Raw genomic sequence first — 25,855 nt, forward strand, 5'->3', positions numbered from 1 at the left:
CGGTTTCCCCACGCAAATCCCGCCGCTCGACCGATAGTGTGAACTGCACCGCACAACAACGTGCACAATCCACTTCCACACCCAAGGAAGAGTGAGGGGAAGCGTGTTCAAGAAGATTCTCGTCGCGAATCGCGGTGAAATCGCGATCCGTGGATTCCGGGCCGCGGTCGAACTCGGGGCGAACACCGTCGCCGTGTATCCATTCGAAGACCGTAACTCGCTGCATCGCCTGAAGGCCGACGAGGCCTATGAGATCGGCTCGGAGGGGTCGCCGGTGCAGGCGTACCTCAACATCGACGAGATTATTCGGGTCGCGAAGCTTTCTGGCGCCGATGCTATCTACCCGGGCTACGGCTTCCTTTCCGAGAACGCCGACTTTGCGAAGGCCTGTGCCGACAACGGCGTCACCTTCATCGGCCCCTCGCAGACCGTGCTCGCCTCGGCGGGGAACAAGGTGCACGCGAAGCAGCAGGCCATCGGCGCCGGGGTGCCGGTGCTGAAGTCGTCCGAGCCGTCGACCGATGTCGACGCCCTCATCGCGGCGGCCGACGAGATCGGCTACCCCGTGTTCGCCAAGGCCGTCGCCGGAGGCGGTGGTCGAGGGATGCGCCGCGTCGAGCGGCACGAAGACCTCCGCAGCGCACTTGAGTCGGCCATGAACGAGGCAAAGAGCGCCTTCGGCGACGACACTATGTTCATTGAGCAGGCCGTGCTGCGGCCCCGGCACATTGAGGTGCAGATCCTCGCCGACTCGAGCGGTGACGCGGTGCACCTGTTCGAGCGCGACTGCTCGGTGCAGCGCCGCCACCAGAAGGTCATCGAGATCGCGCCCGCGCCGAACCTTGACCAGTCGATCCGCGACGCGATCTATGCCGATGCGGTGAAGTTCGCCAAGTCGATCAACTACGTCAACGCGGGTACCGTCGAGTTCCTCATCGACACCGAGGGCGAGCGCGCCGGCCAGCACGTGTTCATCGAAATGAACCCACGTATCCAGGTTGAGCACACGATCACCGAGGAAATCACCGACATCGACCTCGTGCAGTCGCAGATGCGCATCGCGGCGGGGGAGTTGCTGGCCGACCTCGGTCTCGAGCAGGACGCCATCGAGCGTCGCGGCTACGCGATCCAGTGCCGCATCACCACGGAAGACCCGTCGCAGGACTTCCGCCCCGATTCGGGCACGATCACGGCCTACCGCTCGGCCGGTGGGTCGGGCATCCGCATCGACGGCGGTACCGTCGCGACCGGCGCCGAGGTGCTGCCGTACTTCGACTCGCTGCTGCTCAAACTCATTGCCCACGGCAGCGATTTCCCCACCGCGGTGAGCCGAGCCCGGCGCGCGCTGAGCGAGTTCCGCATCCGTGGCATCGCCACGAACATTCCTTTTATCGAGGGCGTGCTCGGCGACGAGGCATTCGTCGCCGGCGAGGTCTCGACCGACTTCATCGAGAAGCGGCCCGAGCTGCTGCAGTACCGCAAGTCGGCGAACCGCGGCACGAAGATCCTCAACTGGCTCGCCGACGTCACCGTGAACAAACCCAACGGCGAGCGCCCCGCGACGGCGCAGCCGCGGCTCAAGCTGCCGGCGCTCAAGGCGGCAGGTGAGCCGACCGGCCAGCGGCAGCTGCTGCGCGAGCTCGGCCCCACCGGGTGGGCAGCACAGCTGCGCGCCGACCCTCGCCTGCGAGTGACTGACACGACGTTCCGCGACGCCCACCAGTCGCTGCTCGCCACCCGCGTGCGCACGACCGACCTGCTCGAGGTCGCGCCGCACGTCGCGCATCAGCTGCCCGAGTTGCTCTCGATGGAGGCCTGGGGTGGTGCGACCTATGACGTCGCCCTGCGCTTCCTCGGCGAAGACCCGTGGGAGCGACTCGCGCGCCTGAGTGCCGAGTTGCCGAACATCCCGGTGCAGATGCTGCTGCGCGGCCGCAACACCGTCGGCTACACGCCGTACCCGACTTCGCTCACCGATGCGTTCGTGCGCGAGGCGACCGACACGGGCGTCGACATTTTCCGCATCTTCGACGCGCTCAACGACGTCGAGCAGATGCGCCCGGCGATCGACGCCGTGCTCGAGACCGGCAGTTCGGTGGCCGAGGTGGCCATGTGTTACACCGGCAACCTGCTTGACCCGGCCGAAGACCTCTACACGCTCGACTACTACCTGAAGCTGGCCGAGCGCATCGTCGATGCGGGCGCACACGTGCTCGCGATCAAGGACATGGCGGGCCTGCTTCGCCCGGCCGCGGCGACGAAGCTCGTCGAGGCACTGCGCGAACGCTTCGAGGTGCCGGTGCACCTGCACACGCACGACACCGCGGGCGGCCAGCTCGCGACNCTCGTCGCGGCAAGCAACGCCGGGGTGGATGCGGTCGACGTCGCCGCCGCGCCGATGTCAGGCACGACGAGTCAGGTGTCGATGAGCGCGCTCGTCGCGGCACTCGCGAACACCGAGCGCGACACCGGCTTCGACCTGCAGGCCGTCACCGACCTCGAACCATACTGGGAAGCCGTGCGCGCGATCTACCTCCCGTTCGAGTCGGGCCTGCCGTCGCCGACCGGCCGCGTCTACCGCCACGAGATTCCCGGCGGGCAGCTCTCGAACCTGCGCCAGCAAGCGATCGCCCTCGGCCTCGCGAACGACTTTGAGCGCATCGAGGACATGTACGCCGAGGCCGACCGGATTCTCGGTCGCCTGCCGAAGGTGACGCCGTCGTCGAAGGTCGTTGGTGACCTCGCGCTCCACCTCGTGGCCGTGAACGCCGACCCGAAGGACTTCGAGGAGCACCCCGAGAACTACGACATTCCTGCGTCGGTCACGGGCTTCCTCGCCGGCGAGCTCGGCGACCTGCCGGGCGGCTGGCCCGAGCCATTCCGCACGAAGGCGCTGCGCGGTCAGCAGCCGAACATCGATGTGAAGCCGCTCAGCGCGCAGGACGAGGCTGACCTCGCGGGCGACTCGGCAACCCGCCGGGCGACGCTGAACCGCCTGCTGTTCCCACAGCCGACCGCGATCTTCGAAGACATCCGCGCGCTGTTCGGCGACCTGTCGAAGCTCGACACGCTCGACTATCTCTACGGACTCGAGCCGGGCGAGGAGTACCGGGTGCCGCTCGAGAAGGGCGTCGACCTGTTCATCACCCTCGAGGCGATCGGTGAGCCGGACGAGTCGGGCACCCGCACCGTCATGGCCACGCTGAACGGCCAGCTGCGCCCCGTGCTCGTGCGCGACCGCAGCGTCAAGGTCGAAGAAATCGAGCGCGAGAAAGCCGACCCGAACAACGCCGGCCACGTCGCGGCGCCATTCTCGGGCACCGTCACGGTGCGCGTCGAGGCCGGCCAGGAGGTCGCGCAGGGCGACCAGATCGCGACCATCGAGGCTATGAAGATGGAGGCGGCAATCACCGCGAGCGTCGCGGGTACGATTGAGCGGGTGGTGCTCCAGCAGGCATCGCAGTCGGTTGACAACGGCGATCTCGTTGCCGTCATCCGACCCGCAGACAGCAGCGGGCTGGTCGGCGCCGAGTAGCGCGCGCACGGCCATCCCCGCAGGACGAAGGGATGGCCGTGCCCCAGACCGAGTACGAGGAGTTCGACCTCATTATCATCGGGGCCGGTTCGGGCAACACGATTCCCGGGCCGGACTTCGCCGATTGGCGCATCGCGATCGTTGACGACGGTCGCTGGTTCGGGGGCACTTGTCTCAACGCCGGCTGCATTCCGACGAAAATGTTCGTGCACCCGAGCGACGTTGCGCGCGAGGTGCGCCAAGGTGGGCACCTCGGCGTGCACGGCTCGGCTGAGCTCGACTGGGCGGCCGTGCGCGACCGCGTCTTCGGTCGCATCGACTCGATCTCGCACGGCGGCGAGGCCTACCGCGACCACGGGGAGCCGAACATCTCGCTCGTGCGCGAGACCGTGCAGTTCACGGGGGAGCGCGAGCTCACGACGGTGAGCGGGCGACGCCTGCGCGGTGAGCGCATCGTCATCGCGGCCGGCTCGCGGCCGCGCGAGCTGCCGAACCTGCCGTTCGGCGACACTGTGATTTCGAGCGACGACGCCCTGCGGCTCGACGCGCTGCCCGCGAGCCTTCTCGTCATCGGTGGCGGTGCGGTCGCGTCGGAGTTCGCCGCCGTCTACTCGGCGTTTGGCGTCGAGGTCACGCAGCTCAACCGCTCGCCGCTGCTCCGCAGCGCCGACGCCGACGTCTCCGAGACCTTCACCAAGCTCGCGGGCGAGCAGTGGTCGGTGCGGACCGGCGTCACGGTCGCCTCGGCTGAGCACCGCGACTCGGGCTGGCAACTCACGCTCGATGACGGCAGTGAACTCTCGGCCGAGCTCGTGCTCGTGGCCGCCGGGCGCATCCCGAACACCGACCGCCTCGGTGTCGACGCGGCCGGCTTCGACGTCCGCGCCGACGGCACGCTCGCGGTCGACCTGGGCCAGCGCGTGCTGCGCGACGGCGAGCCCGTCGACGGCATCTACGCGCTCGGCGACGTCTCGTCGCCGCACCAGCTCAAGCACGTCGCGAACCAGGATGCGCGCATCGTCGCCGAGAACCTGCGCCGCACAGCCCGCGGCGAAGCGCTCGCCGAGAACACGCTCGGGCCCGTGCCGTACGCCGTGTTCAGTGCCCCCGAGGTCGCCCACTTCGGGCTCACGCTCGCGGAGGCCACCGAGCAGGGCATGGACGCGTTCGAGGTGCGCCACGACTATGGCTGGACGGCCTGGGGGTGGGCGCTCGACGACGAGGTGAGCTTCCTCAAGATCGTCGTCGAGCGGGTCACCGGCAAGCTGCTCGGCGCCCATATCATCGGCCCCGACGCACCCATTTTGCTGCAGCCGCTGCTGCAGGCCGCGAGCTTCAACCAGAGCGTGCGCGGCCTTGCCCGCGGCCAGTATTGGCCGCACCCGGCCGCCACCGAAATCATCGAGAACGCCCTGCTGAAGGCGGAGGAGGAACTGCAAGCGTGACCATTCGCGACATCCGGTATTACGGCGACCCCGTGCTGCGCACGGAGGCCGACCCGATCACGAAGATCGACGACCGCATCCGCAGCCTCATTGCCGATCTCGTCGAAACGACCGACATGGATGGTCGCGCGGGCGTGGCTGCGCCGCAGATCGGCGTGCCCCTGCGCGCGTTCAGCTACAACGTCGACGGCAAGGTCGGCTATGTTATCAACCCCGTGCTCGAGGAGGTCTCGGGCGAACCGACCGAGATCGATGAGGGCTGCCTCTCGGTGCCCGGCNCTTTGGTTCCCGACCAAGCGCTACCCATACGCGCGCGTGCGCGGCATCGATCTCGAGGGCGAGGAAGTCGTGCTCGAGGGCACGGGCGTGATGGCGCAGATGCTGCAGCACGAGACCGATCACCTCAACGGCACAGTCTACGTCGACACGCTCGCGAAGGACCAGCGCCGGCTCGCCCTCCGGGAAATCCGCGAGAGCGACTGGTTCTAAGAACCAGCCGCTCTCGGCAGTGGGGCGCGGGGGCTAGAGCGTCGGCACCGACGAGGTCTTCGAGTAGATCTCGGCGATGACCGGGGCGATGCGCTCGAGCACCACGTTGCGCTTGATCGACAGCTTCGGCGTGAGCGTGCCGTCGTCGATGCTGAAGACATAGTCGAGGATGCGGAACTCGCGAATCGACTCGGCCCGCGACACGCGCGTGTTCGCGCTATCGATGACCGACTTCAAGTGCGCGCGCACCTTGTCGTTCTCGGCGGCTTCGGCGAGCGAGAGATTCGGGTCAAGCCCCTGCGTCTCGAGCCACTTCGGCAGCATCTCGGGGTCGAGCGTGATCACGGCCGAGATGAACGGCTTCTGGTCGCCCACGACGACGCACTCGCCGACGATCGTGTCGGCACGGATCGGGTCTTCAAACGTCGCCGGCGCGACGTTCTTGCCGCCCGCCGTCACGATGATGTCCTTCTTGCGGCCCGTGATGGTGAGGTAGCCGTCCGCGTCGAGGCGGCCGAGGTCGCCGGTGCGGAACCAGCCGTCCTCGGTGAAGGCATCGGCCGTCGCTTCGGGGTTATTGAGGTACTCGCGGAACACGCCGACGCCCTTGACGAGAATCTCGTCATCGTCATCGATGCGCACGCCGACACCCGGCAGGGGCGGGCCGACGGTGCCGACCTTGAACGCACCGGGCAGGTTCACTGACACCGGCGCCGTCGTCTCGGTGAGGCCGTAGCCCTCGAGCACCTGCACGCCGAGCGCGCGGTAGAAGTGGCCGAGGAACAGGCCGAGCGGCGCCGAACCCGAGACGGCGTGCTCGACGCGGCCGCCGAGAGTCTCGCGCAGCTTCTTGAACACGAGTCGGTCATAGAGCTTGAACTGCAGCTTGAGGCCGAGCGGCACCTTCGCCTCGTCGAGGGCGCGCGAGTACGCCACGCCGATCTTCACGGCGCGCTCGAAGATCTTGCGCTTGCCACCCTCGGTCGCCTTCTGCAGGGCCGAGTTGTAGACCTTCTCAAAGACGCGGGGCACCGCGAGCAGGAACGTCGGGCGGAACGAGCCGAGCGCCGGCACGAGCTGCGAGGTGTCGTGCTGGTGGCCCACCTTGACGCCCGTCGAGACGCAGAGAATCGAGATGAGCCGGGCGAACACGTGCGCGAGCGTGATGAACAGCAGGGTGGATGAGCCAGGCTTACGCACGAACGGCGACAGCGGCTCCTCGATGTTGCGCACGAGTTCGACGAAGTTCGCGTGCGTGAGCACGGTGCCCTTCGGGCGGCCGGTCGAGCCAGAGGTGTAGATGATGGTCGCGACGTCATCGGCCTTCGCCTGCGTGCGCGCCTGCTCGAGCTGCGCATCCGTGACCGACGTACCGGCCTCACGCAGTTGGTCGAGCGCGCCTTCGCTCATCGTCCAGCGCCACTGGACCTCGGGCCGGCCCTCGCCGATTTCGTCGTAGCGGCCGGCGAGCTTCTCGTCTTCGGCCAGAATGCCCTTGGCGCCCGAGTCACTGAGCATCCAGGCGAGCTGCGAGGCCGAGCTCGTCTCGTAGACCGGGACCATCACCGCGCCGGCCGTCATGAGCGCGTAGTCGACGAGCGTCCACTCATAGCTCGTGACGCAGAGGAATGCGATGCGGTCGCCGGGCTGAACGCCAGCGGCGATGAAGCCCTTGGCGATCGAGTTCACGTCGTCGACGAACTCGCGGGTGGAGATATCGCGCCAAACGTCACCCTTCGGCACTGAGAACAGTGCGGCTTGGGGTCGCAGATCGAGCTGCTTGTGCAGCAGATCGGTGATGTTGAGTTCTGGGTCAGCGGGCACGACCGGAGGAGTGATGCGTTCTCGCACCCCGCCTCCCTGTGCTCCCGACTTCGGGGTACCGGACATATGGGGTGGCTCCTCGTCGAGTGGTGGATTGATTGCGCGACATATTTGGCGGTTGCGTCATTGCATCTGCCTCGTTGGGATCCTATGAGGATTCTCCGAGCGGGGCGCCCAGGTGGGTATGATTGCAGTCGCGCAATTGGAGGTTATGGTCCCGCATGATTTATTGGCTGCTCAAGCACATTGTGGCTGGCCCCATCCTTCGGAGTCTTTTTGGACCAGAAGTTGTTGGCGCTGAACACCTCCCGCGGAAAAAGGGGGCAGTCATCTTTGCCTCGAATCACCTCTCGGTGATCGACTCCTTTTTGCTGCCGCTCGTGCTCCGTCGCCGCATCTACTTCCTCGCCAAATCCGAGTACTTCACGGGCAAAGGCATCAAGGGTGCCTTCGTGCGATGGTTCTTTACGTCGACCGGCATGCTCTCGATCGACCGCTCAGGTGGCAAGGCCTCCGAGGCGTCGCTGCGCACGGGCCTTGAGGTGCTCAACCGCGGCGACTGGCTCGGCATTTACCCCGAGGGCACTCGTAGCCCCGACGCCCGCCTGTATCGCGGTCGCACCGGCATCGCGCGCATGATCCTCGAGTGCAAGCGCCCCGTGCAGGTGGTGCCCGTGGTGATGGTGGATGCCGAGAAGATCATGCCCCCTGGTGCGAAGCGCCCGCGGCCCGGCAAGGTCGGTATCCGCTTCGGCAAGCCTATCGAGTTCTCGCGGTATCAGGGCATGGAACCCAACCGGTTCATCCTGCGCTCGATCACCGACGAGGTCATGAGCGAGATCGCCGCGCTGAGCGATCAGGAATACGTCGACGGCTACGCGTCGTCGTATAAGAACCGCGAAATCGCCGCCGCCTAGCTGTCGGGAATTCCGCCCGAACCCCACGCGTTGCCCGAGACAGACGGCACCCCCACACGTCCCCGAGCCCCATTGAAGAAAGACACTTCCGCATGACCAACACGCCCACTCTGCAGCCGACTTCCTCCCCGTTGCCCGGACTTGAGGCGTGGCGAGAGCTGCCGATCAAGCAGCAGCCGACCTGGCCCGACCCTGCCGAGGCGACGCGCGTGTTCGACGACCTGTCGAAGCGTCCGCCGCTCGTGTTTGCGGGCGAGGTTGACCGCCTGCGCACCCGCCTCGCCGATGCCGCGGCCGGCAACGCCTTCGTGCTGCAGGGTGGCGACTGCGCCGAGACCTTCGTCGGCGCGACCGCCGACAAAATCCGTGCGCGCGTCTCGACGATCCTGCAGATGGCGCTCGTGCTCACGTACGGTGCCTCGATGCCGGTCGTGAAGATGGGCCGCATGGCCGGCCAGTTCGCGAAGCCACGCTCGAGCGACACCGAGACGCGCGAGAACGTGACGCTGCCCGCCTACCGCGGCGACATCGTCAACGACTTCGCCTTCACAGAGGCGTCGCGCACGCCGAACCCGCAGCGGATGCTCGAGGGCTACCACGTTTCGTCGTCGACGCTCAATCTCATTCGTGCCTTCACGACCGGTGGCTTTGCCGACATGCGCGAGGTGCACTCGTGGAACCGCGGGTTCGCGCAGAACCCCGCCAACGCGAAGTACGACGCGATGGCGCGCGACATCGACCGCGCCCTGAAGTTCATGGCCGCCACGGGGACCGACTTCGACACGATGAAGGAGGTCGAGTTCTACGTCGGCCACGAGGGCCTGCTGCTCGAGTACGAGCGCGCCCTGACCCGCATCGACTCGCGCACCGGCTTGCCGTACGACACCTCGGCGCATTTCATCTGGATCGGCGAGCGCACACGCGATCTCGACGAGGCCCACATGGACTACTTCTCGCGGGTGCGCAACCCGATCGGTGTGAAGCTCGGCCCGTCGACGACGCCCGAGACGATGCACCGCATCATAGAGAAGCTCGACCCGAACCGCGAGCCCGGCCGCCTCACCTTCATCACTCGGATGGGCGCGGGCAAGATCCGCGACGTGCTGCCAGGCCTCCTCGAGGCGTCGAAGCAGGAGGAGTCGACCCCGCTGTGGATCACCGACCCGATGCACGGCAACGGCTTCACGAGCGAGCGCGGCTTCAAGACCCGCAACTTCGACGACATCGTCGATGAGGTCAAGGGCTTCTTCGAGTCGCACCAGCAGGCCGGCACCCACCCGGGCGGCATCCACGTTGAGCTCACCGGCGACGACGTGACCGAGTGCCTCGGCGGCTCGGAGCACATCGATGAGGACGCCCTGGCGACCCGCTACGAGTCGCTTTGCGACCCGCGTCTCAACCACATGCAGTCGCTCGAGCTCGCGTTCCTTGTGGCCGAGCTGCTGCAGCAGCGNCCCGGCCTAACGACCGCAACGAAGAATCCCGCCCACGGAGCGACTCCGCGGGCGGGATTTCTCGTTGGTCGCTAGAACTCGTAGGTGGCGGTGATCTTCACCGTCGAGCCTCGCTCGACTTCCTCGCCGCCGCTTGGGTTCTGCGACGAGACCTTCGCGTCGTCGAGCAGCACCGATGGAATGCTGTGGTCGACGTCAAAGCCCGCGGCCTCGAGCTCGGCAATCGCATCCTTCGCCGGCTTGCCGGTGACGTCGGGCACCTCGACGAGGTCGGGCCCGAGCGACACGACGAGGTTCACCGTCGAGCCGGGCACCATCGGGTCGGACGTGTTCTCTTGCGAGAGCACGACCCCCGCGGGCACCGACGAACTGTACTGCGAGTCGACGACCGCCGGCGTGAGGCCGGCGTCGGTGAGTGCCTGCTCGGCCTCGCCCTGGCTCATGCCGCTGACCTCGGGCACCGAGCCGGCCGAAACGACGAGCCGAATGGTCTGCTGCTCCGCCATCTCCTGCGGCAGGGTCTCGCCGGTCTCGGTCGTGCCGCGGATGACGTGGTCGGCCTCGATCGAACCGCTGAACTCGGTCACGTGCGTCTCGGCGTCGACGACGAAGCCGGCGTCGGTGATCGCCTGCTCGGCGTCGGCGGTCGACAGGCCCTCGAGGGCGGGCACGGTGAGGATGCGCGGCCCGGCAGAGACGACGAGGTCGATCGGGGAGTCGGGTGCGAGCTTCGTGTTGGGGTCAGGGCTCATGCTGATGACGGTGCCCTCCGGCACTTCGAGCGAGTTGTCCTCGGTCACCTCACCCACGGTGAAGCCCGAGGCGACGATGGTCGCTTCGGCGTCGGACTGCGCCTGCGCGACGACATTGGGCGTCGAGCCGTAGGACCCCGGGCCGATGCCCTCGTACCAGCCGAGGCCCGCAGCCAAGAACGCCATGACCAAGACGACAAAGAAGGCGAGCACACCCGCACGACGCTTCTGCCCGTTGAGTCGCTGTAGGCGTCTAGCCGCGGGCGCGCCGCCCTCGACTGCCGGCGCAATCGTGGCCACATCGACCGACTCGACAGGACCCGTCGGCTGCATCACCGAGTTCGGCATGGAGTCGTTGTCGGAGACGGCGAGCAGGTGGGTGTCGTTGTCAGCAAAGTTCTGGATCGCCGTTTCGAGGGGCACAGTTGCCACGCCGCCGTTGGCAATGTCGCGCTCGGCCTGCCGCAGCGCGGCGAGCATGGCGCCGGCGTCAGCCGGGCGGTCCTCGGCGTCGCGCTCGGTCGCCCAGACGACCAGGTCGTCGAGCACTCCGGGCACGCTCGGCTGGGCCTCGCTCGGCGGCGGCACCGAGTCGTTCGCGTGCCGGTAGGCGATGTTGACCGGCTCATCGCCGCGGTAGGGCTGCTCGCCGACAAGCATCTCGTACATCATGATGCCGGCCGAGTAGATGTCGCTGCGCACATCCGCGAGGCCCTTGGTGACGAGCTCGGGCGCGAGGTAGGCAATCGTGCCAAGCAGCACCGAACCGGACGCGGTGTTGTTGGTCACCGCACGGGCGAGGCCGAAGTCCGAGAGCTTGATGCGGCCATCGTCGGCGAGTAGCACGTTCTCGGGCTTGATGTCGCGGTGGATGATGCCCTGGCGGTGCGCCACCTGCAGGCCTGCCAGCACCGCATCCATGATGTCGATGGTCTGCTCGACCGTGAGCCGGTGGTGGTCGTGCAGCAGGTCGCGCAGGGTGATACCCGGCACGTACTCCATGACGATGTAGGCGAGCCCCTCGTCGTCGCCCTGGTCATAGACATTGACGAGGTTCGGATGCGCGAGTCGTGCGGCTGACCGGGCTTCGCGAATGAAGCGGTCGCGGAACGATTCGTCGGCCGCGAGATGCGCGTGCATGATCTTGATCGCGACCCGGCGGTCGAGCCGGAGGTCGGTCGCGACGTACACCGTGGCCATGCCGCCTCGCGCGATGAGCGACCGAACCTGGTAGCGGCCGTCGACGAGACGGCCGATCACGGTGTCGGGATTCACAGGGCTCACGCTGGCAGGGTAGTCGGCCGCGACAAATCAGCGCGTGTGAAACTCCGCGGGCGATGCATTTTGCCGCGCGGTGGCAGGCGAGACGGAAAATCTGCAACCATGGAGGTGTGACCGATGTCAACACCGAATCCGTATACGCCGACCACGAGTGGATCTCGCTCAAAGACGCCGCCGGGCAGCTCGGAGTCTCCTCCGGCCGCCTCCACCGCCTGCTCCAGGAGCGCTACCTGCTCTCCGTCAAGTACGACGGCGAGAAGCAACTGCCGCAGGCCTTTATCCAGAATGGTGAACCGCTCGCCGGTCTGCGTGGCACGCTCACGCTGCTCGCCGACCAGGGCATCGATGGCGACGAGGCCATGGCCTGGCTGCTCAGTGAGGACGACAGTCTCGGCATGACGCCGGTGGCGGCGCTCACCGAAGGGCGCAAGTCCTCGGTGCGTCGCTCCGTGCAGCTGTTCGCCGTCTAAGGGCTACGAGTTGCGCTTCGCTGTCTGCTCGGCGAGCGCGGTCAACGACGACTGGGTCTCGGAGCTGAGCGGCGTCGCATCGATTGCCGCGACGGCCTCGTCGAGCCAGGCTTGGATGCGCGCCTCGACGGCCTCGAGCGCGCCGCTGTCGGTCAACGCCGCCTGCATCCGGCCGATTTCGTCGAGTGAGAGGTCGGGCCGCCCGAGGCGGGTGGCGAAGAACTCGCGCGTCGCCGCGTCGCCGCGGGCCGCCACCTCGGCGACGAGCAGCGTGCGCTTGCCCTCGCGCAGGTCGTCGCCCGCCGGCTTGCCGGTGACCTCGGGGTCGCCGAAGACGCCGAGCACGTCATCGCGGAGCTGGAAGGCGAGGCCGAGGGGTAGGCCGATGGCGCTGGCCGAGTTGAGCTCGGCCATGGATGCGCCGGCGAAGCTCGCGCCGAGGCGCAGCGGCGACTCGACCGAGTAGCGCGCTGACTTGGACGTCGCGATGGCGATGGCTCGGTCGGCCCAGCGCTCGACCGGAACGACCGGCCACGCGAGTTCCTCGACGACGTCAAGGTATTGGCCGGCCGTGACCTCGGTGCGCATGCGGCGGAACTCGGACGCCGCGGTCTTGGCGCGATCGCGACCGACGAGCCCGCGGGCCAGGTCGAGGGCGTCGTTGCTCCACATGAGCAGGAGGTCGCCCGCGAGGATGGCGGCTGAGGCGCCGAAGTGTTCGCGGTCGCCGGTCCAGCCGCGCTCGCGGTGGAGCGTCTCAAAGACCCGGTGGGTCGACGGGCGGCCGCGGCGGGTGTCGNGAACGGTCGAGCAGGTCGTCGTGCACGAGGGCGGCGGCGTGAAAGAGCTCGACGGCGACACCGGCGTGTACGAGCGCCTCGTCAGTGCCAGATTCAGCGGAGGCCGCGGTGAGGCCCCCGCCGGCCGCGACGAACTGGGCCCGCGTGCGCTTGCCGCCACTCGAAAAGGCGATGAGCTGCTCGAGTAGGGGAGCGAGGTCGTCGCTCAGCGCAACAAGGTCTGGGCGGTGCTGGTCGAAAACCGTGGCAAGCGCCTGGTTGACGCGGTCCACGAAGAGCAAGCTTTCAGTCACTGTCTCATTCTATTCAGGGGACGGCAGCGTAGAATCAAAGTTCAATCCGCCAGCAGGTGGGCGCCTGCCCAGGGACAGCGAGGGAATCATGGCACTCTCAGAGCAAGAACAACGGTTGCTTGACGAGATGGAGCGCAGCCTCTATCAGCACGATGCCGATGTTGTGTCGACCGGTCGTCCCGCTGGTGCTGCCCTCACCGCACGCTCGATCACCATCTCGGTGCTCGCACTCGCGGTCGGGCTTGCCGTCATCGTCGGCGCGATGGCAATCCAGCAGCCTTGGGCCGGCCTCATCGGCTTCGCAATCATGATCGGCGGCGTCTATTGGGCGTTCGCTTCGTCGGGTTCTTCGTCCACGGGCGAGTCGACGAAGCTTCCCGGTACGCCGGGTCGACCGACCACCGACGATGGCGTGAAGTCGCCCGACGGCCGCGGCTTCATGGATCGCATGGAGGACCGCTGGGACCGCCGGCAGGATAACCAAGGCTAACCACCTCCCACCACCCCACTTCGCTCCCCGCGGGAGCAAAACGGGGCCAACCCACTCGGGTTGGCCCCGTTTTTGTTTCCTGCGCTCCCCACTGCCCCCAAAACGGCGGCAAAGCCGGCTTTCTCCCTCCACTGCGCTCCACCTGGCGACTGCCCAGTAGTTTCCACGGTTCTCTCAGGAATAAACCCCGCAAATCGCCCCACTTACCGTGAATCGTGGGGTGATGTGGAGTAAAGTGGTGCGAGATGGCATGAGGTGGTCTGAAGGTGGTGAACACCACCGCGAGCAGGAGGGGAGGGCGCACCGATGTTTCTCGGCACGTACTCACCGAAGCTCGACGAGAAGGGCCGTCTGATCTTGCCCGCGAAGTTTCGCGACCAGCTCACTGAGGGGGTCGTGCTCACCCGCGGGCAGGAACGCTGCATCTACGTGTTCTCGAATGCCGAGTTCGAGGGCTTTCACGACCGCATCCGCCAGGCACCTGTGACGAGCAAGCAGGCGCGCGACTACCTACGACTGCTGCTCTCCGGCGCCCACGCCGAAACCCCCGACAAGCAGGGGCGCATCACGATCCCGCAGCAGCTGCGGCAGTACGCAGGACTAGACCGCGAACTCGCCGTTATCGGCGCGGGCAGTCGCGCCGAAATCTGGGGCGCTGAGTCGTGGAACACCTACGTCGCCGCGAACGAAGCGGCATTCTCTGAGACCGCCGAGGAGGTGATCCCGGGCTTGTTCTAGCCCTGCCGCGTGGCCCCAGGTCGGTCACCCTGACGCACCTTCCCCGGCGCCAGGTTGAGTGACTCGGGACCACGAGGCAGGGAGGAACCCTCCGGAACGATATGGACCGTGACCTCAGCTCCATCCACATCCCCGTCATGCGTGAACGGGTCGTCGAGATGGTCTCGCCCTCGCTCACCAAACCCGGCCCGATCTACGTCGACTGCACCCTCGGCATGGGCGGCCACGCCGAGGCGGTGCTGCGGGCGAACCCGAATGCGCGCCTCGTTGGCATCGACCGTGACACGGCGGCGCTCGACGTGGCGCGGGCCCGTCTCGCCGACTTCGGCGACCGCACGCACTTCGCGCACGCCGTCTACGACGAGTTCGATGAGGTGCTCGATGACGCCGGCATCGACGAGGTTGACGCAGTGTTCTTCGACCTCGGCGTCTCGTCGCTGCAGCTTGACGAGGCCGAGCGAGGCTTCTCGTACATGCAAGACGCCGCGCTCGACATGCGCATGGACCAAACCCGCGGCGTCACCGCGGCCGACCTCATCGCCGAGCTCAGCGAGGCCGAGCTGTGCGAACTCTTCTACCGCTACGGCGACGAAAAGCTCGCGCCCCGCTATGCCGGGGCGATCGTTCGTGCCCGCGCCGAGTCGCCGATCACGACGACGGGTCAACTCGTCGGCCTCCTCCAGCAGGCAACCCCGGCCGCGCGCAAGAACGCCGGGCACCCCGCCAAGCGCGTCTTTCAGGCGCTTCGGGTCGAGGTGAACGGCGAGCTCGACGCCCTTGAGTCGGCGCTGCCGCAGGCGCTTGGGCGTGTACGGGTCGGCGGCCGAGTCGCCGTCGAGTCCTACCAGTCGCTCGAGGACCGCCTCGTGAAGCGGCTGTTTCAGCTGCGCAGCACTTCAGATGCGCCGCGCGGCCTGCCCATGACTCCCGAACAGATGCAGCCGGAGTTTCGACTGCTCACCAGGGGCGCCGAACAAGTTCACGACGAAGAAGCCCGCGAGAACCCGAGAGCCAAGCCTGTGCGCCTGCGCGCCGTCGAGCGAATTCGGAGCCACACCGCATGACCGCAGCAACGTCACCCAGCAAGCAGCCGCAGTCGACCCCGCGGCCGGCGCTCCGCCTGATTCCGGGACTGCGCCGCCGCCCCAACATTTCGGGCCGCATGATTGTCATCGCGGTAGTCGTGCTGCTCGGCGCCTTCGCGATTCAGCTCGCGCTGTCGATGGCGATCATCCAGGACGCCTACCGGGCCGACGACCTCGAAAGCCAGCAGCTCGAGCTCGAGCGCGAACACACGGCCGCGCTCGAGGCGTCCGACGCCGCATCCTCGCCCCAGCAGCTCGCGCAGCAGGCGACCGACCTCGGCATGGTGCCGAGCACGGGCAACTCCTACCTTGACCTCGCGACGAGCCAGATCGTTGACTCCGGCAACGGTGCGCCCGCGCAGGCGAGCCCAATTGACCCCTCGCTCGTGCCGAACCAGGTACTCGAACCCGAGGAGTCGGCGAAGGATGCTGAGAACGCCGACGGCTCCGGAGCGTCAAACACGAAGGCCGACGAACCTGCCGTACCGTCGGAGTTCGAACTCAGCTCGCCCTCGACGCACTAGCCAGTGCGGCCTCGGGCCGCTGGCCCACCGCATGGAAGGAGCGTACGGATGGCCAAGACGCGTCGGCGTCGAACGGGCAGTCGTGCGACTCCCATTCTCGTGGTGATCGCGCTCGTCGTGATCGTGTTTGCGGGGCGACTCGTGAGCCTGCAGGTCATCGACGCGAACGCGATCAGCGCTGAGGCTGACGGCCGACGCGGGCAAACCTCCACGCTCTACGGCACCCGCGGTTCGATCACTGCCGCAAACGGCACCATGCTCGCCTCGAGCGTCGACCGCTTCGACATCACCCTCGCCCCGGTGAACATGCGCGACTTCAAGCGGCTCGACCCCGAGACGAACAAGTATGTCGACGTGACGGTCAAGGAGTCGCTCGAGAAGATTGCCGAGCTGACTAACCAGGACGCCTCCGACCTCGCCTCGTCGGTGGATGCGGTGCTGGCGGCGAACCCGGACGCCGCGTTCGGCTACCTCGCGCAGGGCGTCACGCTCGAGCAGTACCAGGCCGTGCGCGACCTCGGCATTCCGTGGGTCTACTTCGAGCGGCACCCCGAGCGCACTTACCCGAATGGCGCCGTGGCCGGTAACCTCACGGGCTTCGTGGGCTCGGACGGCACCCCGCTGTCCGGTCTCGAGCTGCAGTACGACCAGTGCCTCGCCGGGCATAACGGCAAGGAGAGCTTCGAGCGTTCGGCCGACGGCGTCTCGATTCCCGGTTCGGTCGTCACGCTGAGCGAACCGGTGCAGGGTGGCACGCTCGAACTCAGTATCGACAGCGACACCCAATGGCGTACGCAGCAGATCATCGCCGAGCAGGTCGAGAAAACCAACGCGCTCTACGGCACCATCACGGTCGTTAACGTGAAGACCGGCGAGCTCGTGGCGGCGGCCGAGTACCCGACCGTCGACCCGAACGAGCCGGGCGAGAGCGACACCGATGACCGCGGTGCCAGAACCTTCACGGCGCCATACGAGCCGGGTTCGATCATGAAGCCGCTGACGGCGTCGATGCTTTACGACCAGGGCCTCGTTGACCCCGACGAGACCATCACGGTGCCCGACACCTGGGACCAAAAAGGTGCGAAGTTCGGTGACGATGCACCGCACGATCCCGTCGAAATGAATACGAACGGCGTGCTGACCGAGTCGTCAAATGTCGGCACGGCCACGTTCGCCGACCGGCTCTCGCCCGAGGCGCGACACGACTACCTGCTGAGCTACGGCCTCAATGAGCAGACCGGCGTCAACTTCCTCGGTGAGGAGTCTGGCATCGTCCGCCCCGCCGACGAATGGGATCCACAGACGAACTACGCGACGACCTTTGGCCACGGCCTCACCGCTACCGTCGCGCAGATGGCGAGCGCCTACCAGGCCCTCGCGAACGGCGGTTCGCACATTCCGCTGCAGCTCGTGCTCGGCTGCACGCAGGAGGATGGCACAGTTACCGACCAGCCCGACACCACACCGACGCAGGTGGTGTCGTCAGAGGCGGCGGAGCTCGCGCTCGAGGGCATGGAATCGGTTGCCCGCGAGGGCTGGCTCGCCGACCAGGTCGAGGTCCCCGGCTACCGCGTCGGCATCAAGACGGGTACCTCCGAGCGCGTCGATGCCGACACCGGCACGTACATCGTGGGCTCGAACAACGTGTCGATGGCCGGGGTAGCCCCAATGGATGATCCACAGTACGTGGTGCTGGTCACGCTGGCCGACCCGACTACCATCACTACCAGCGCTGCCACTGCGCCCGCATGGCAGTCGACCATGTCGTACGTGCTGTCGTCGAACAATGTGTCGCCATCGCCACAGCCGTACCCCGATATCAATATCGTCCACTAGCAGCAGGAAGACCTTGCCCACAGACAGTATTCGCCCCCACCATGCCGCGGCGCGCATCCTCTCCGAGATGTGCGCCGAGTTCGGGCTGAATGAACCCGAAGGATCCGATCTCGAGGCCATCGAGGTGACCGGCGTCAGCAGTGATCACCGCAGTGTTGAGGCGGGCGACGTCTTCGTCGCGATTCCCGGCGTGCGTACCCACGGCGCCGAATTTCTCGACGAGGTCGTCGAGGCAGGTGTCGTCGCCGTGTTGACCGACCCCGCGGGTGCTGAACGCGCGACCCACCTCGAGGTGCCCGTCATCGTCATCGACGAGCCGCGGCTGGCCCTCGGTCATGTCGCGAAGTGGGTCTACCGCACCGACCCCGAGCAGCCGCGGCTCTTCGGCGTCGCCGGCACGATCGGCAAGACGAGCGTGAGCTACCTCATCGCCGACCTGTTCGGCCGCATCGGTGTCGCGAGCGGCCTGTCGACCTCGATCGCCCGTCGCGTCGACGAGCAGCACGTCATCGCCACCCTGACGACGCCGGAGGCCGACGACCTGCACGCCCTCGTCGCGCGGATGCGTGAGGTCGCCGACCGCGTCGCCGCCATCGAGATCTCGGGTCACGCGCTCAGCGGCCAGCGCCTTGCGGGCCTCGAGTTCGCCGTGGTGGGCCCCTTCACCTTCAGTGCCAGTGATGACGCGGCGGCCGACTTCTTTGCGCTGCACCGCCTGCTGCTCGACCCAGAGGTCGCCTCGGCGGCGGTCATCAACATTGACAGCCAAGTTGGGCGCGACCTCGTCGAGGCAGCCCGCATTCCGGTCGCCACACTCAGCGCCGACCCCGAATCCGGCGCCGACTGGCTGGTCCAGTGGAACAGCATCGACGGCGGCACCGAGTTCACCGTGCGCGGCCACGACGACCGCGTTGTCGCGAGCCACATCACCAAGCCCGGTCGCCTCGCAGCGTTGAACGCAGCTGCGGCCATCGTCATGATCGCCGAGGGCGGCTGGGCCACCGAGCAGATTCAGGACGCGCTCGATCGCACGGGAGGCTTCGACGTACCGATTCCCGGCCGCCTTGAGCGCATCCGCGCCACTGGCGACGGGCCCGAGGTGTTCGTCGACGGGGATGAGCGCACCGACGCGATTCGCGGCTCACTTGAGGCCCTCCGCGGGGAGGGCGCCGACGCGCCGCACCTCGTGGTGCATCCGAGCGATGCCGCCGCCATCGAGGAGTTCGCTCAGCTGCGTGACCTGACAGCCAAGAAACCAATCGTGATTACCCAGGCCTCGGCCGACTCCGTGCCCGGACTCCTGCTCGAGACGGATGCGGCGGCAGCCCTCCAGCGCGCGTCGCGTGACGCTGGCCGCGGCGGGCGCATCCTGTTCGTCGAACCCCGCGCCGACGCGCTGCGCGTCATCGACGAGGGCAAGGTCGTCGACCCGACCGTCGAACTCGTGCGCGACGCGCTCGCCGACGCCGGCTGGTAGCCGCGCTTCACCCATCCGCGCGCACCCGTGCGCATCCGACTACAAAGGCCCAAACCATGATTGCAATGACCCTCGCGGAAATCGCGTCCGCGACCGCGGGCACGCTGGTGCTGCGCGGCGACGCGACCGAGGCGACGACCGTGCGCGGCCTCAGCGACACCGACTCGCGCAAGATCACCCCAGGCGACATCTTCTTCGCGAAGCCGGGCGAGGTCACCGACGGCCACCTGTTTGCGCCCGCCGCGGTCGAGAACGGCGCGGCCCTGCTCATCGTCGAACACGAACTCGACCTTGACGTGCCGCAGGTTGTCGTCGCCGATACGGTGCTCGCGCTCGGTGCCCTCGCCACCGAGGTGGTCGCGCGGGTGCGGGCCCTCGGCCGCCTGCGCGTCGTCGCGGTGACCGGCTCGAACGGCAAAACCACGACGAAGAACCTGCTGCGCGAGACGTTCGCGCGCCGGGGCAACGTCGTTGCGCCGATCGGCTCGTTCAACAACGAGGTCGGGGCACCCACCACCTTCCTCGAGGTGACGGAAGAGACCGACTGGCTCGTCGCCGAGATGGGCGCGAGCGGCCTCGGCCACATCGAACGGCTCGCGAAGATGGCGCGACCCGACGTGGGCATCGTGCTCATGGTGGGCCTCGCCCACGCCGGCGAGTTTGGCGGCATCGACAACGTCGAGCGGGCGAAGTCGGAAATGGTCGAGGCGCTCGGCGCCGACGGTGTCGCGGTTCTCAACGCCGATGACCCCCGCGTTGCGCGGATGGCCGCGAAGGCACCGGGCCGCGTCGTCTGGTTCGGCCGGGGCGCGAACGCCGAGGTGCGCGCTGATGACGTGAGCGTTGCCGGCGACGGCACCCGCTTCACGCTGCGCGTGCCGGGGGAAGAGCCTGAGCAGATTCACTTCCCGGTCATCGGCGAACACCACGTCATGAACGCGCTCGCCGCCGCAGCGGCCGCGCACGTCGAAGGCGTGTCGGCGGCCGAGGTCGCCGCGGTGCTTCGCGAGGTGACGCGCGCGGAGCGGGGACGCATGGAGGTGCTCACGCGTGAGCCGCTCACGGTCATCAACGACGCCTATAACGCGAACCCGAACTCGATGTCGGCGGCCCTGCGCACGCTCGCGNAGATTGCGGCCGAGGGGCAGCGCACGGTCGCCGTGCTTGGACCGATGTCGGAGCTCGGCGAGTATGCCGTGACTGAGCACGACAAGCTCGGCGAACTCGCGGTTCGACTCAACATTGACCGAATCGTTGTAGTTGGGCGTGACGCCAGGCCGCTCTACCTCGCCGCGATCGCGCAGGGGAGCTGGAATAATGAGGCTTCATTCACCGAAGATGCCGATGCCGCATACGAGCTGCTTACGAGTGAGCTGCGCGACGGCGACCTCGTGCTGGTGAAGTCATCGAACTCCGCGGGGCTCATGAAGCTCGCTGACCGACTCGGAGAATATGTGAAGGGACGTATCTCGTGATTGCAATCCTCATCGCCGGCGCGGTCGGGATGCTGTTTACGCTGACGCTCACGCCGGTGTTTATCCGGCTATTTAACAAGCTTCGGTGGGGTCAGTACGTTCGCGAGGATGGTCCGAAGGAGCATTACGCGAAGCGCGGTACCCCGACCATGGGTGGCATCGTCTTCGTGCTCGCCACCCTGGTGGCCTACTTCTTCGCGGTGCTCGTCACACAGACGCAGCCGACCGCCGCGGGCTTGCTCGTGCTGTTCATGATGGTCGGCCACGGGCTCGTCGGTTTCATCGACGACTTCCTCAAGGTGCGCAAGCATCAATCGCTCGGCCTCGGCGGTTGGCAGAAGATCGCCGGTCAGGTCATCGTCGCGGCGCTGTTCGCCCTCATCGGCCTGCAGGTGACGAACGAGCTCGGCGTCCCCCTCATCTCGAGCGAGGTGTCGGTGATCCGCGACACCGGCATCGACTTCATGGCGCTCGGCGTCGTTGCGGGCACGATCCTCGTCGTCATCTGGATTGTCGCCATCACCACGTCGGCCTCGAACGCGGTCAACGTCACCGACGGCCTCGACGGGCTCGCGACCGGCGCGTCGATCTGCGCGATCGGCACCTACGGCATCATCGGCTACTGGCAGTTCAACCAGCTGTGCGGCAGCGACCGCCTCTCGAATCAGGTCGCGGGCGCGTGCTACGAGGTCTACGCGCCGCTCGACATGACCATCGTCGCGGCCGCCATTGTCGGTGCCCTCATCGGGTTCCTCTGGTGGAACACCTCGCCGGCGAAGCTCTTCATGGGCGACACCGGTTCGCTGGCTCTCGGCGGCGCGCTCGCCGCGTTCGCGATCATTACCCGCACCGAGCTCCTGCTCGTCATCATCGGCGGCCTCTTCGTCATCGACACCGGCTCGGTCATCGTGCAGCGTCTCTACTTCAAGGCCACGGGCGGCAAGCGCATTTTCTTGATGAGCCCGATCCACCACCACTACGAGCTCAAGGGCTGGGCAGAGCAGACCGTCGTCGTGCGGTTCTGGATCGTCGCCGGGCTCTTCGCCGTTGCGGGCCTCGCGATCTTCTACGCCGAGTGGTCGCTCGCGAGCGGGATGGTCGAATAATGAGCGCGCGCACCGACGCACTGACCAGCTGGCATCACGACTGGAGCGGCCTCAAGGTTGCTGTGTTTGGCCTCGGGATGACCGGGTTCGCCGTGGCCGACACGCTCGCCGAACTCGGCGCCGACGTGCTCGTCATCGCAGGCAAGCCCGACGACGATCGCGAGCGCATCCTTCAGGTGCTGAACGTTCCGCTCGTGCTCGCTCCGCAGCAGGATGCGGTGCCGAGCGAACTCGTCGACTTCGCCCCCGAGCTGGTGGTCACCTCGCCCGGCTACGCGCCGCACCACGCGCTGCTGCGCTGGGCTGAAGCGCAGGGACTGCCGGTGTGGGGCGACATTGAGCTCGCCTGGCGCCTGCGCGACAAGACCGGTACGCCCTCGCAGTGGCTGCTCGTCACCGGTACGAACGGGAAGACCACGACAACGCAACTCACCGCACACATGGTGGCTCGCGGCGGTGTGCGCGTCGCGCCGGCCGGCAACATCGGCATCCCTGTGCTCGACGCGGTGCGCGACCCCGAGGGCTTCGAGGTCCTCGTCGTCGAAATCTCGAGCTACCAACTGCACTACACCCACACCGTTTCGCCATGGTCGAGCGTTGTGCTCAACATCGCCGAAGACCACCTCGATTGGCACGGCAGCTTCGACGCGTATCGGGCGGCGAAGGGTCGGGCCTACGACCGCACGCAGCAGGCGTGTGTGTACAACCTCGGCGACCCAGAGACCGAGCGGCTCGTCGAGCAGGCCGACGTGATCGACGGGGCTCGCGCCATCGGCTTTGGCGTCGACGTACCAGCGCCGAGCAACTTCGGTGTGGTTGACGGGCTCCTCGTCGACCGGGCTTTCCTCGACGACCGCCGCAACTCGGCGCTCGAGCTCGCAACCCTCGACGACCTCCGGGCCCGCAACCTCGGCGCGCGTCACCTCGTCGAGGACGTGCTCGCGGCGGCCGCGCTCGCGCGCTCCTACGGCATCGAGCCGGCGGCGATTCGCGAGGCGATCATCACGTTCACGCCCGACCAGCACCGCAACGAGCTCGTGCTCCACGAGGCCGGCGTCATGTGGGTCGACGACTCGAAGGCGACGAACACGCACGCGGCTGAGGCCTCACTGTCGGCCTATCGCTCGGTGATCTGGGTGGTCGGCGGCCTGCTCAAGGGCGTCGACATCTCGCCGCTCGTGGCCGCGCACGCGGCCCGCCTGCGTGCCGCGGTCATTATCGGCGTCGATCGGCATGCTGTGCGCGAGGCGTTCGAGCAACACGCGCCCGCCGTGCCGCTCATTGAGATCGACGTGCGCGAAACTAGTGAGGTCATGTCGGAGGTCGTTCGTCGCGCCGCCGAAGTGGCACAGGACGGCGACACCGTGCTACTCGCACCGGCGGCGGCATCCATGGATCAGTTCGACAGTTATGGCGACCGCGGCGACAAGTTCCGCGCGGCAGTAGAGCGCATCGCGCAGGGGGGAGCAGGCCAGGATGCCGCAACCCCAGGCGACGAAGCGTAACGCGACGGGGGCCGCGACGAGCGGCTCGGCCTACCGCATCAAGCTCTTCTCGAGCGAGCACCCCGCGAACCTCAACGCGACGCTGCTGCTCGGCATCATCCTTGTGCTCGTGGCCTTCGGCCTCATCATGGTGTTGTCGAGCTCGGCAGTCGAGGAGTTCGCAGCGGGGAACACGTTCTCGACGAAGTTCCTCAAGCAGCTCATCTTCGCCGCAATTGGCCTGCCGCTCATGTGGATCGCGTCGCGCGTGCCGCTGCAGTTTTGGACCGGCTCGTTCGCCTGGCTCGCGCTCGGTGTTGCCGTGGTCATGCAGGCCCTCGTGTTCACCCCGCTCGGCACCGAGATCAACGGCAACCGCTCGTGGCTCGACCTCGGACCCACGACGGTGCAGCCCGCCGAGTTCGCGAAGGTCGCGCTCGTCATGTGGCTCGGCATGATCATCGCTCGCAAGGGTGACAAGCTGACGCAGCTGAAAGAGGTGATCGTACCGATCGGGCTGCCGGTCGGCGTTGTGATCCTGCTCGCGCTGCTCGGCAAGGACCTCGGCACCGTCATGGTGATCGGAGCCCTCGTGCTTGGCGCGCTTTGGTTCGGTGGCCTGCGCGCCCGCTACATCATCGGTGCGACGCTGTTCGCCGTTGTCGGCGCCGTGACGATGGCGGTTGTCTCACCCAACCGAGTCGCCCGCATCACGAGCTTCTTCGACGGCTCGTGCGACTACGAGGGCCTCTGCTGGCAAACCTCGCACGGCTTCTTCGCCCTCGCGAGCGGCGGCATCTTCGGTGTCGGGCTCGGCAACTCGACGGCGAAATGGTCGTGGCTCCCCGAGGCTGACAACGACTTCATCTTCGCGATCATCGGCGAGGAATTCGGCCTCATTGGCGCCCTCGCGGTGATTCTGCTCTTTGCGGCACTGGCGGTCGTGCTGCTGCGCATCTGGCGCGAGACCGACAACGTGGCGGGCCGCACGCTCGTCGGCGGCGTGCTCGTCTGGTTCATCTTCCAGGCGTTCGTCAACATCGCCGTCGTGCTCGGACTCCTGCCGGTACTTGGCGTGCCATTGCCGCTGTTGAGCTCCGGCGGCTCGGCCCTCATCACTTCGCTGTTCTCGGTCGGCCTCGTGCTCTCGGTCGCGAAGGACAACGCGAAGCGGCAGGCCGCAGCGAACCCCAAACCATCCTCCGGCTCCGCGAGCTCGCGGCCGTCGTCACGAAAGGCACCAAGGGCATGACCACATACCTGCTCGCGGGCGGAGGCACCGCCGGCCATGTCAACCCGCTGCTCGCCACGGCCGACAGTATCCGCGCAGCGCATCCCGACGCGACGGTGCTCGTGCTGGGCACCAAGGAGGGCCTCGAGACGCGGCTCGTGCCCGAACGCGGCTACGAGCTACTCACGATCGACAAGGTGCCGTTCCCTCGCCGGCTCAACGGGGCCGCGGTGAAGTTCCCCGTGCGATTCCAGCGCGCCGTACGGCAGGTGCGCGAAATTATCCGCGACCGCGGGGTGGATGTTGTGGTCGGCTTCGGCGGCTTCGCCTCCACTCCCGCGTATGTCGCGGCCCGCAAGCGCGTTCCCGTGATCGTGCACGAGGCGAACGCCATCCCTGGGCTGGCGAACCGCCTCGGAGCTAAGTGGGCCGCGGGCGTCGCCGTGGTGTTTCCGAACACGCCCCTCGCCGGGGCGAAAGCCCTCGGTATGCCGCTGCGGCGCGAGATCGCCGAGCTCGACCGCGAGGCGAGCCGTGCCGAGGCGATCGACTACTTCGGGCTCGACGCCGAGCGACGCACCCTTGTCGTGACGGGCGGCTCGCAGGGCGCGAAGCGCATCAACGAGACCATACGCGAGCTCGGCCCGAAGCTCGTTGGCGGGGCGCACGGCGACGACGCCTGGCAGGTCGTGCACATCGTCGGCCGGCTCTCGCCATTCGACGACCCACAGCTGCCGCACTACCACGTCGTCGAATACTGCGACCGCATGGACCTCGCGTTCGCGGCTGCCGACTTCATCGTCACTCGAGCCGGCTCCTCGACGGTCTCCGAGCTGTCGGCCGTTGGCTTGCCCGCGCTCTATGTGCCATATGCCGTCGGCAACGGCGAGCAGGCGAAGAACATCGCGACCCTGCTCGAGGCGAACGCCGCCATGACCATTGCCGACGGCGAGTTCCTCCCGGCGCGCGTCGAGGGCGAGCTCCTGCCCGTGTTGGCCGATGCCGCGCGGCGCACCGAGTTCGGTCGCCGAGCGGGCCAACTCGGTGCCAGGGATGCGGCCGAGCAGCTGCTCGCCATGATCGACGCGGCCGTCGCGGATGCGGCGCGTGGCGCCCGAGCCTAATTTGGCCGAGCCGACTATCCTGAAA

19 protein-coding genes and 2 pseudogenes are annotated in these 25,855 nt (G+C 67.3%); 17 read left to right on the forward strand and 4 right to left on the reverse strand.

What is annotated here, in order from left to right; all coding sequences use genetic code 11:
• Positions 1-103 precede the first annotated feature (103 nt).
• The 3 genes and pseudogenes from ID132_RS02040 to def all read left to right on the forward strand — a co-directional run bounded on the left by ID132_RS02040 (position 104) and on the right by def (position 5,469).
• Complete coding sequence (locus ID132_RS02040; RefSeq protein ID WP_125105736.1) at positions 104-3,535, forward strand: pyruvate carboxylase; 3,432 nt, start codon at positions 104-106, stop codon at positions 3,533-3,535.
• Positions 3,536-3,567: 32 nt separating this feature from the next.
• A complete protein-coding gene (locus ID132_RS02045; RefSeq protein WP_193127749.1) occupies positions 3,568-4,980 on the forward strand; it encodes a mycothione reductase in 1,413 nt (470 codons plus the stop codon).
• A pseudogene (gene def / locus ID132_RS02050) lies at positions 4,977-5,469 on the forward strand (peptide deformylase). The gene ID132_RS02045 and the pseudogene def overlap by 4 nt, the downstream one beginning before the upstream one ends.
• A gap of 33 nt (positions 5,470-5,502) precedes the next feature.
• Here the strand turns inward: def and ID132_RS02055 are convergent.
• Entirely contained in the window at positions 5,503-7,359 is a 1,857-nt protein-coding gene (locus ID132_RS02055) for an AMP-dependent synthetase/ligase (protein ID WP_125105739.1), read from the reverse strand.
• A gap of 155 nt (positions 7,360-7,514) precedes the next feature.
• Here ID132_RS02055 and ID132_RS02060 point away from each other — a divergent pair, with 155 nt between their 5' ends.
• Together ID132_RS02060 and ID132_RS02065 are read left to right on the forward strand one after the other, a co-directional pair.
• Positions 7,515-8,210, forward strand: coding sequence for a lysophospholipid acyltransferase family protein (locus ID132_RS02060; RefSeq protein ID WP_125105740.1), 696 nt, complete (start codon positions 7,515-7,517; stop codon positions 8,208-8,210).
• Positions 8,211-8,302: 92 nt separating this feature from the next.
• Positions 8,303-9,661, forward strand: a pseudogene (locus tag ID132_RS02065) (class II 3-deoxy-7-phosphoheptulonate synthase); the annotation flags it as partial.
• A gap of 74 nt (positions 9,662-9,735) precedes the next feature.
• On the opposite strand, the gene pknB reads toward ID132_RS02065, so the two are convergent.
• Entirely contained in the window at positions 9,736-11,616 is a 1,881-nt protein-coding gene (pknB, locus tag ID132_RS02070; RefSeq protein WP_235988249.1) for a Stk1 family PASTA domain-containing Ser/Thr kinase, read from the reverse strand.
• A 191-nt stretch (positions 11,617-11,807) separates the two neighbouring features.
• Between pknB and ID132_RS14280 the strand changes: the two genes are divergently transcribed.
• Positions 11,808-12,167 carry an Rv2175c family DNA-binding protein gene (locus ID132_RS14280; RefSeq protein WP_125105742.1) on the forward strand — a complete coding sequence of 120 codons (360 nt, stop codon included), beginning with the start codon at positions 11,808-11,810 and terminating at the stop codon, positions 12,165-12,167.
• 3 nt (positions 12,168-12,170) lie between these two features.
• On the opposite strand, the gene ID132_RS02080 is transcribed toward ID132_RS14280, so the two are convergent.
• Positions 12,171-13,028, reverse strand: coding sequence for a polyprenyl synthetase family protein (locus tag ID132_RS02080; RefSeq protein ID WP_328743443.1), 858 nt, complete (start codon positions 13,026-13,028; stop codon positions 12,171-12,173).
• Complete coding sequence (locus ID132_RS13445; RefSeq protein WP_328743445.1) at positions 12,925-13,260, reverse strand: polyprenyl synthetase family protein; 336 nt, start codon at positions 13,258-13,260, stop codon at positions 12,925-12,927. The genes ID132_RS02080 and ID132_RS13445 overlap by 104 nt, the downstream gene beginning before the upstream one ends.
• A gap of 88 nt (positions 13,261-13,348) precedes the next feature.
• Between ID132_RS13445 and ID132_RS02085 the strand changes: the two genes are divergently transcribed.
• The 11 genes from ID132_RS02085 (at position 13,349) to ID132_RS02135 (ending at position 25,830) form a co-directional block, all read left to right on the forward strand.
• Positions 13,349-13,750, forward strand: a complete 402-nt coding sequence (locus ID132_RS02085; protein ID WP_164509670.1) for a DUF3040 domain-containing protein — start codon at positions 13,349-13,351, stop codon at positions 13,748-13,750.
• A 306-nt stretch (positions 13,751-14,056) separates the two neighbouring features.
• A complete protein-coding gene (gene mraZ, locus ID132_RS02090; RefSeq protein WP_125105745.1) occupies positions 14,057-14,488 on the forward strand; it encodes a division/cell wall cluster transcriptional repressor MraZ in 432 nt (143 codons plus the stop codon).
• Positions 14,489-14,589: 101 nt separating this feature from the next.
• Positions 14,590-15,552, forward strand: a complete 963-nt coding sequence (rsmH, locus tag ID132_RS02095) for a 16S rRNA (cytosine(1402)-N(4))-methyltransferase RsmH (protein WP_193127750.1) — start codon at positions 14,590-14,592, stop codon at positions 15,550-15,552.
• Entirely contained in the window at positions 15,549-16,097 is a 549-nt protein-coding gene (locus ID132_RS02100; RefSeq protein WP_125105747.1) for a hypothetical protein, read from the forward strand. Before rsmH ends, ID132_RS02100 begins: the two co-directional genes overlap by 4 nt.
• A gap of 48 nt (positions 16,098-16,145) precedes the next feature.
• Positions 16,146-17,933 carry a peptidoglycan D,D-transpeptidase FtsI family protein gene (locus ID132_RS02105; protein WP_125105748.1) on the forward strand — a complete coding sequence of 596 codons (1,788 nt, stop codon included), beginning with the start codon at positions 16,146-16,148 and terminating at the stop codon, positions 17,931-17,933.
• A 13-nt stretch (positions 17,934-17,946) separates the two neighbouring features.
• On the forward strand, positions 17,947-19,410 hold the full coding sequence (locus tag ID132_RS02110) for a Mur ligase family protein (protein ID WP_164509671.1): 1,464 nt from the start codon (positions 17,947-17,949) through the stop codon (positions 19,408-19,410).
• A gap of 56 nt (positions 19,411-19,466) precedes the next feature.
• On the forward strand, positions 19,467-20,885 hold the full coding sequence (locus tag ID132_RS02115) for a UDP-N-acetylmuramoyl-tripeptide--D-alanyl-D-alanine ligase (RefSeq protein ID WP_193127751.1): 1,419 nt from the start codon (positions 19,467-19,469) through the stop codon (positions 20,883-20,885).
• Positions 20,882-21,991, forward strand: a complete 1,110-nt coding sequence (mraY, locus tag ID132_RS02120; protein WP_125105751.1) for a phospho-N-acetylmuramoyl-pentapeptide-transferase — start codon at positions 20,882-20,884, stop codon at positions 21,989-21,991. The genes ID132_RS02115 and mraY overlap by 4 nt, the downstream gene beginning before the upstream one ends.
• A complete protein-coding gene (gene murD / locus ID132_RS02125; RefSeq protein WP_193127752.1) occupies positions 21,991-23,496 on the forward strand; it encodes a UDP-N-acetylmuramoyl-L-alanine--D-glutamate ligase in 1,506 nt (501 codons plus the stop codon). The genes mraY and murD overlap by 1 nt, the downstream gene beginning before the upstream one ends.
• Positions 23,468-24,727, forward strand: a complete 1,260-nt coding sequence (ftsW, locus tag ID132_RS02130; RefSeq protein WP_125105753.1) for a putative lipid II flippase FtsW — start codon at positions 23,468-23,470, stop codon at positions 24,725-24,727. The genes murD and ftsW overlap by 29 nt, the downstream gene beginning before the upstream one ends.
• Positions 24,724-25,830: a UDP-N-acetylglucosamine--N-acetylmuramyl-(pentapeptide) pyrophosphoryl-undecaprenol N-acetylglucosamine transferase gene (locus tag ID132_RS02135; RefSeq protein ID WP_125105754.1), complete on the forward strand. Its 1,107-nt coding sequence runs from the start codon at positions 24,724-24,726 to the stop codon at positions 25,828-25,830. Before ftsW ends, ID132_RS02135 begins: the two co-directional genes overlap by 4 nt.
• Positions 25,831-25,855 lie beyond the last annotated feature (25 nt).

The sequence above is a fragment of the Gulosibacter sediminis genome, assembly GCF_014904065.1.
Taxonomy (GTDB): Bacteria; Actinomycetota; Actinomycetes; order Actinomycetales; family Microbacteriaceae; genus Gulosibacter; species Gulosibacter sediminis.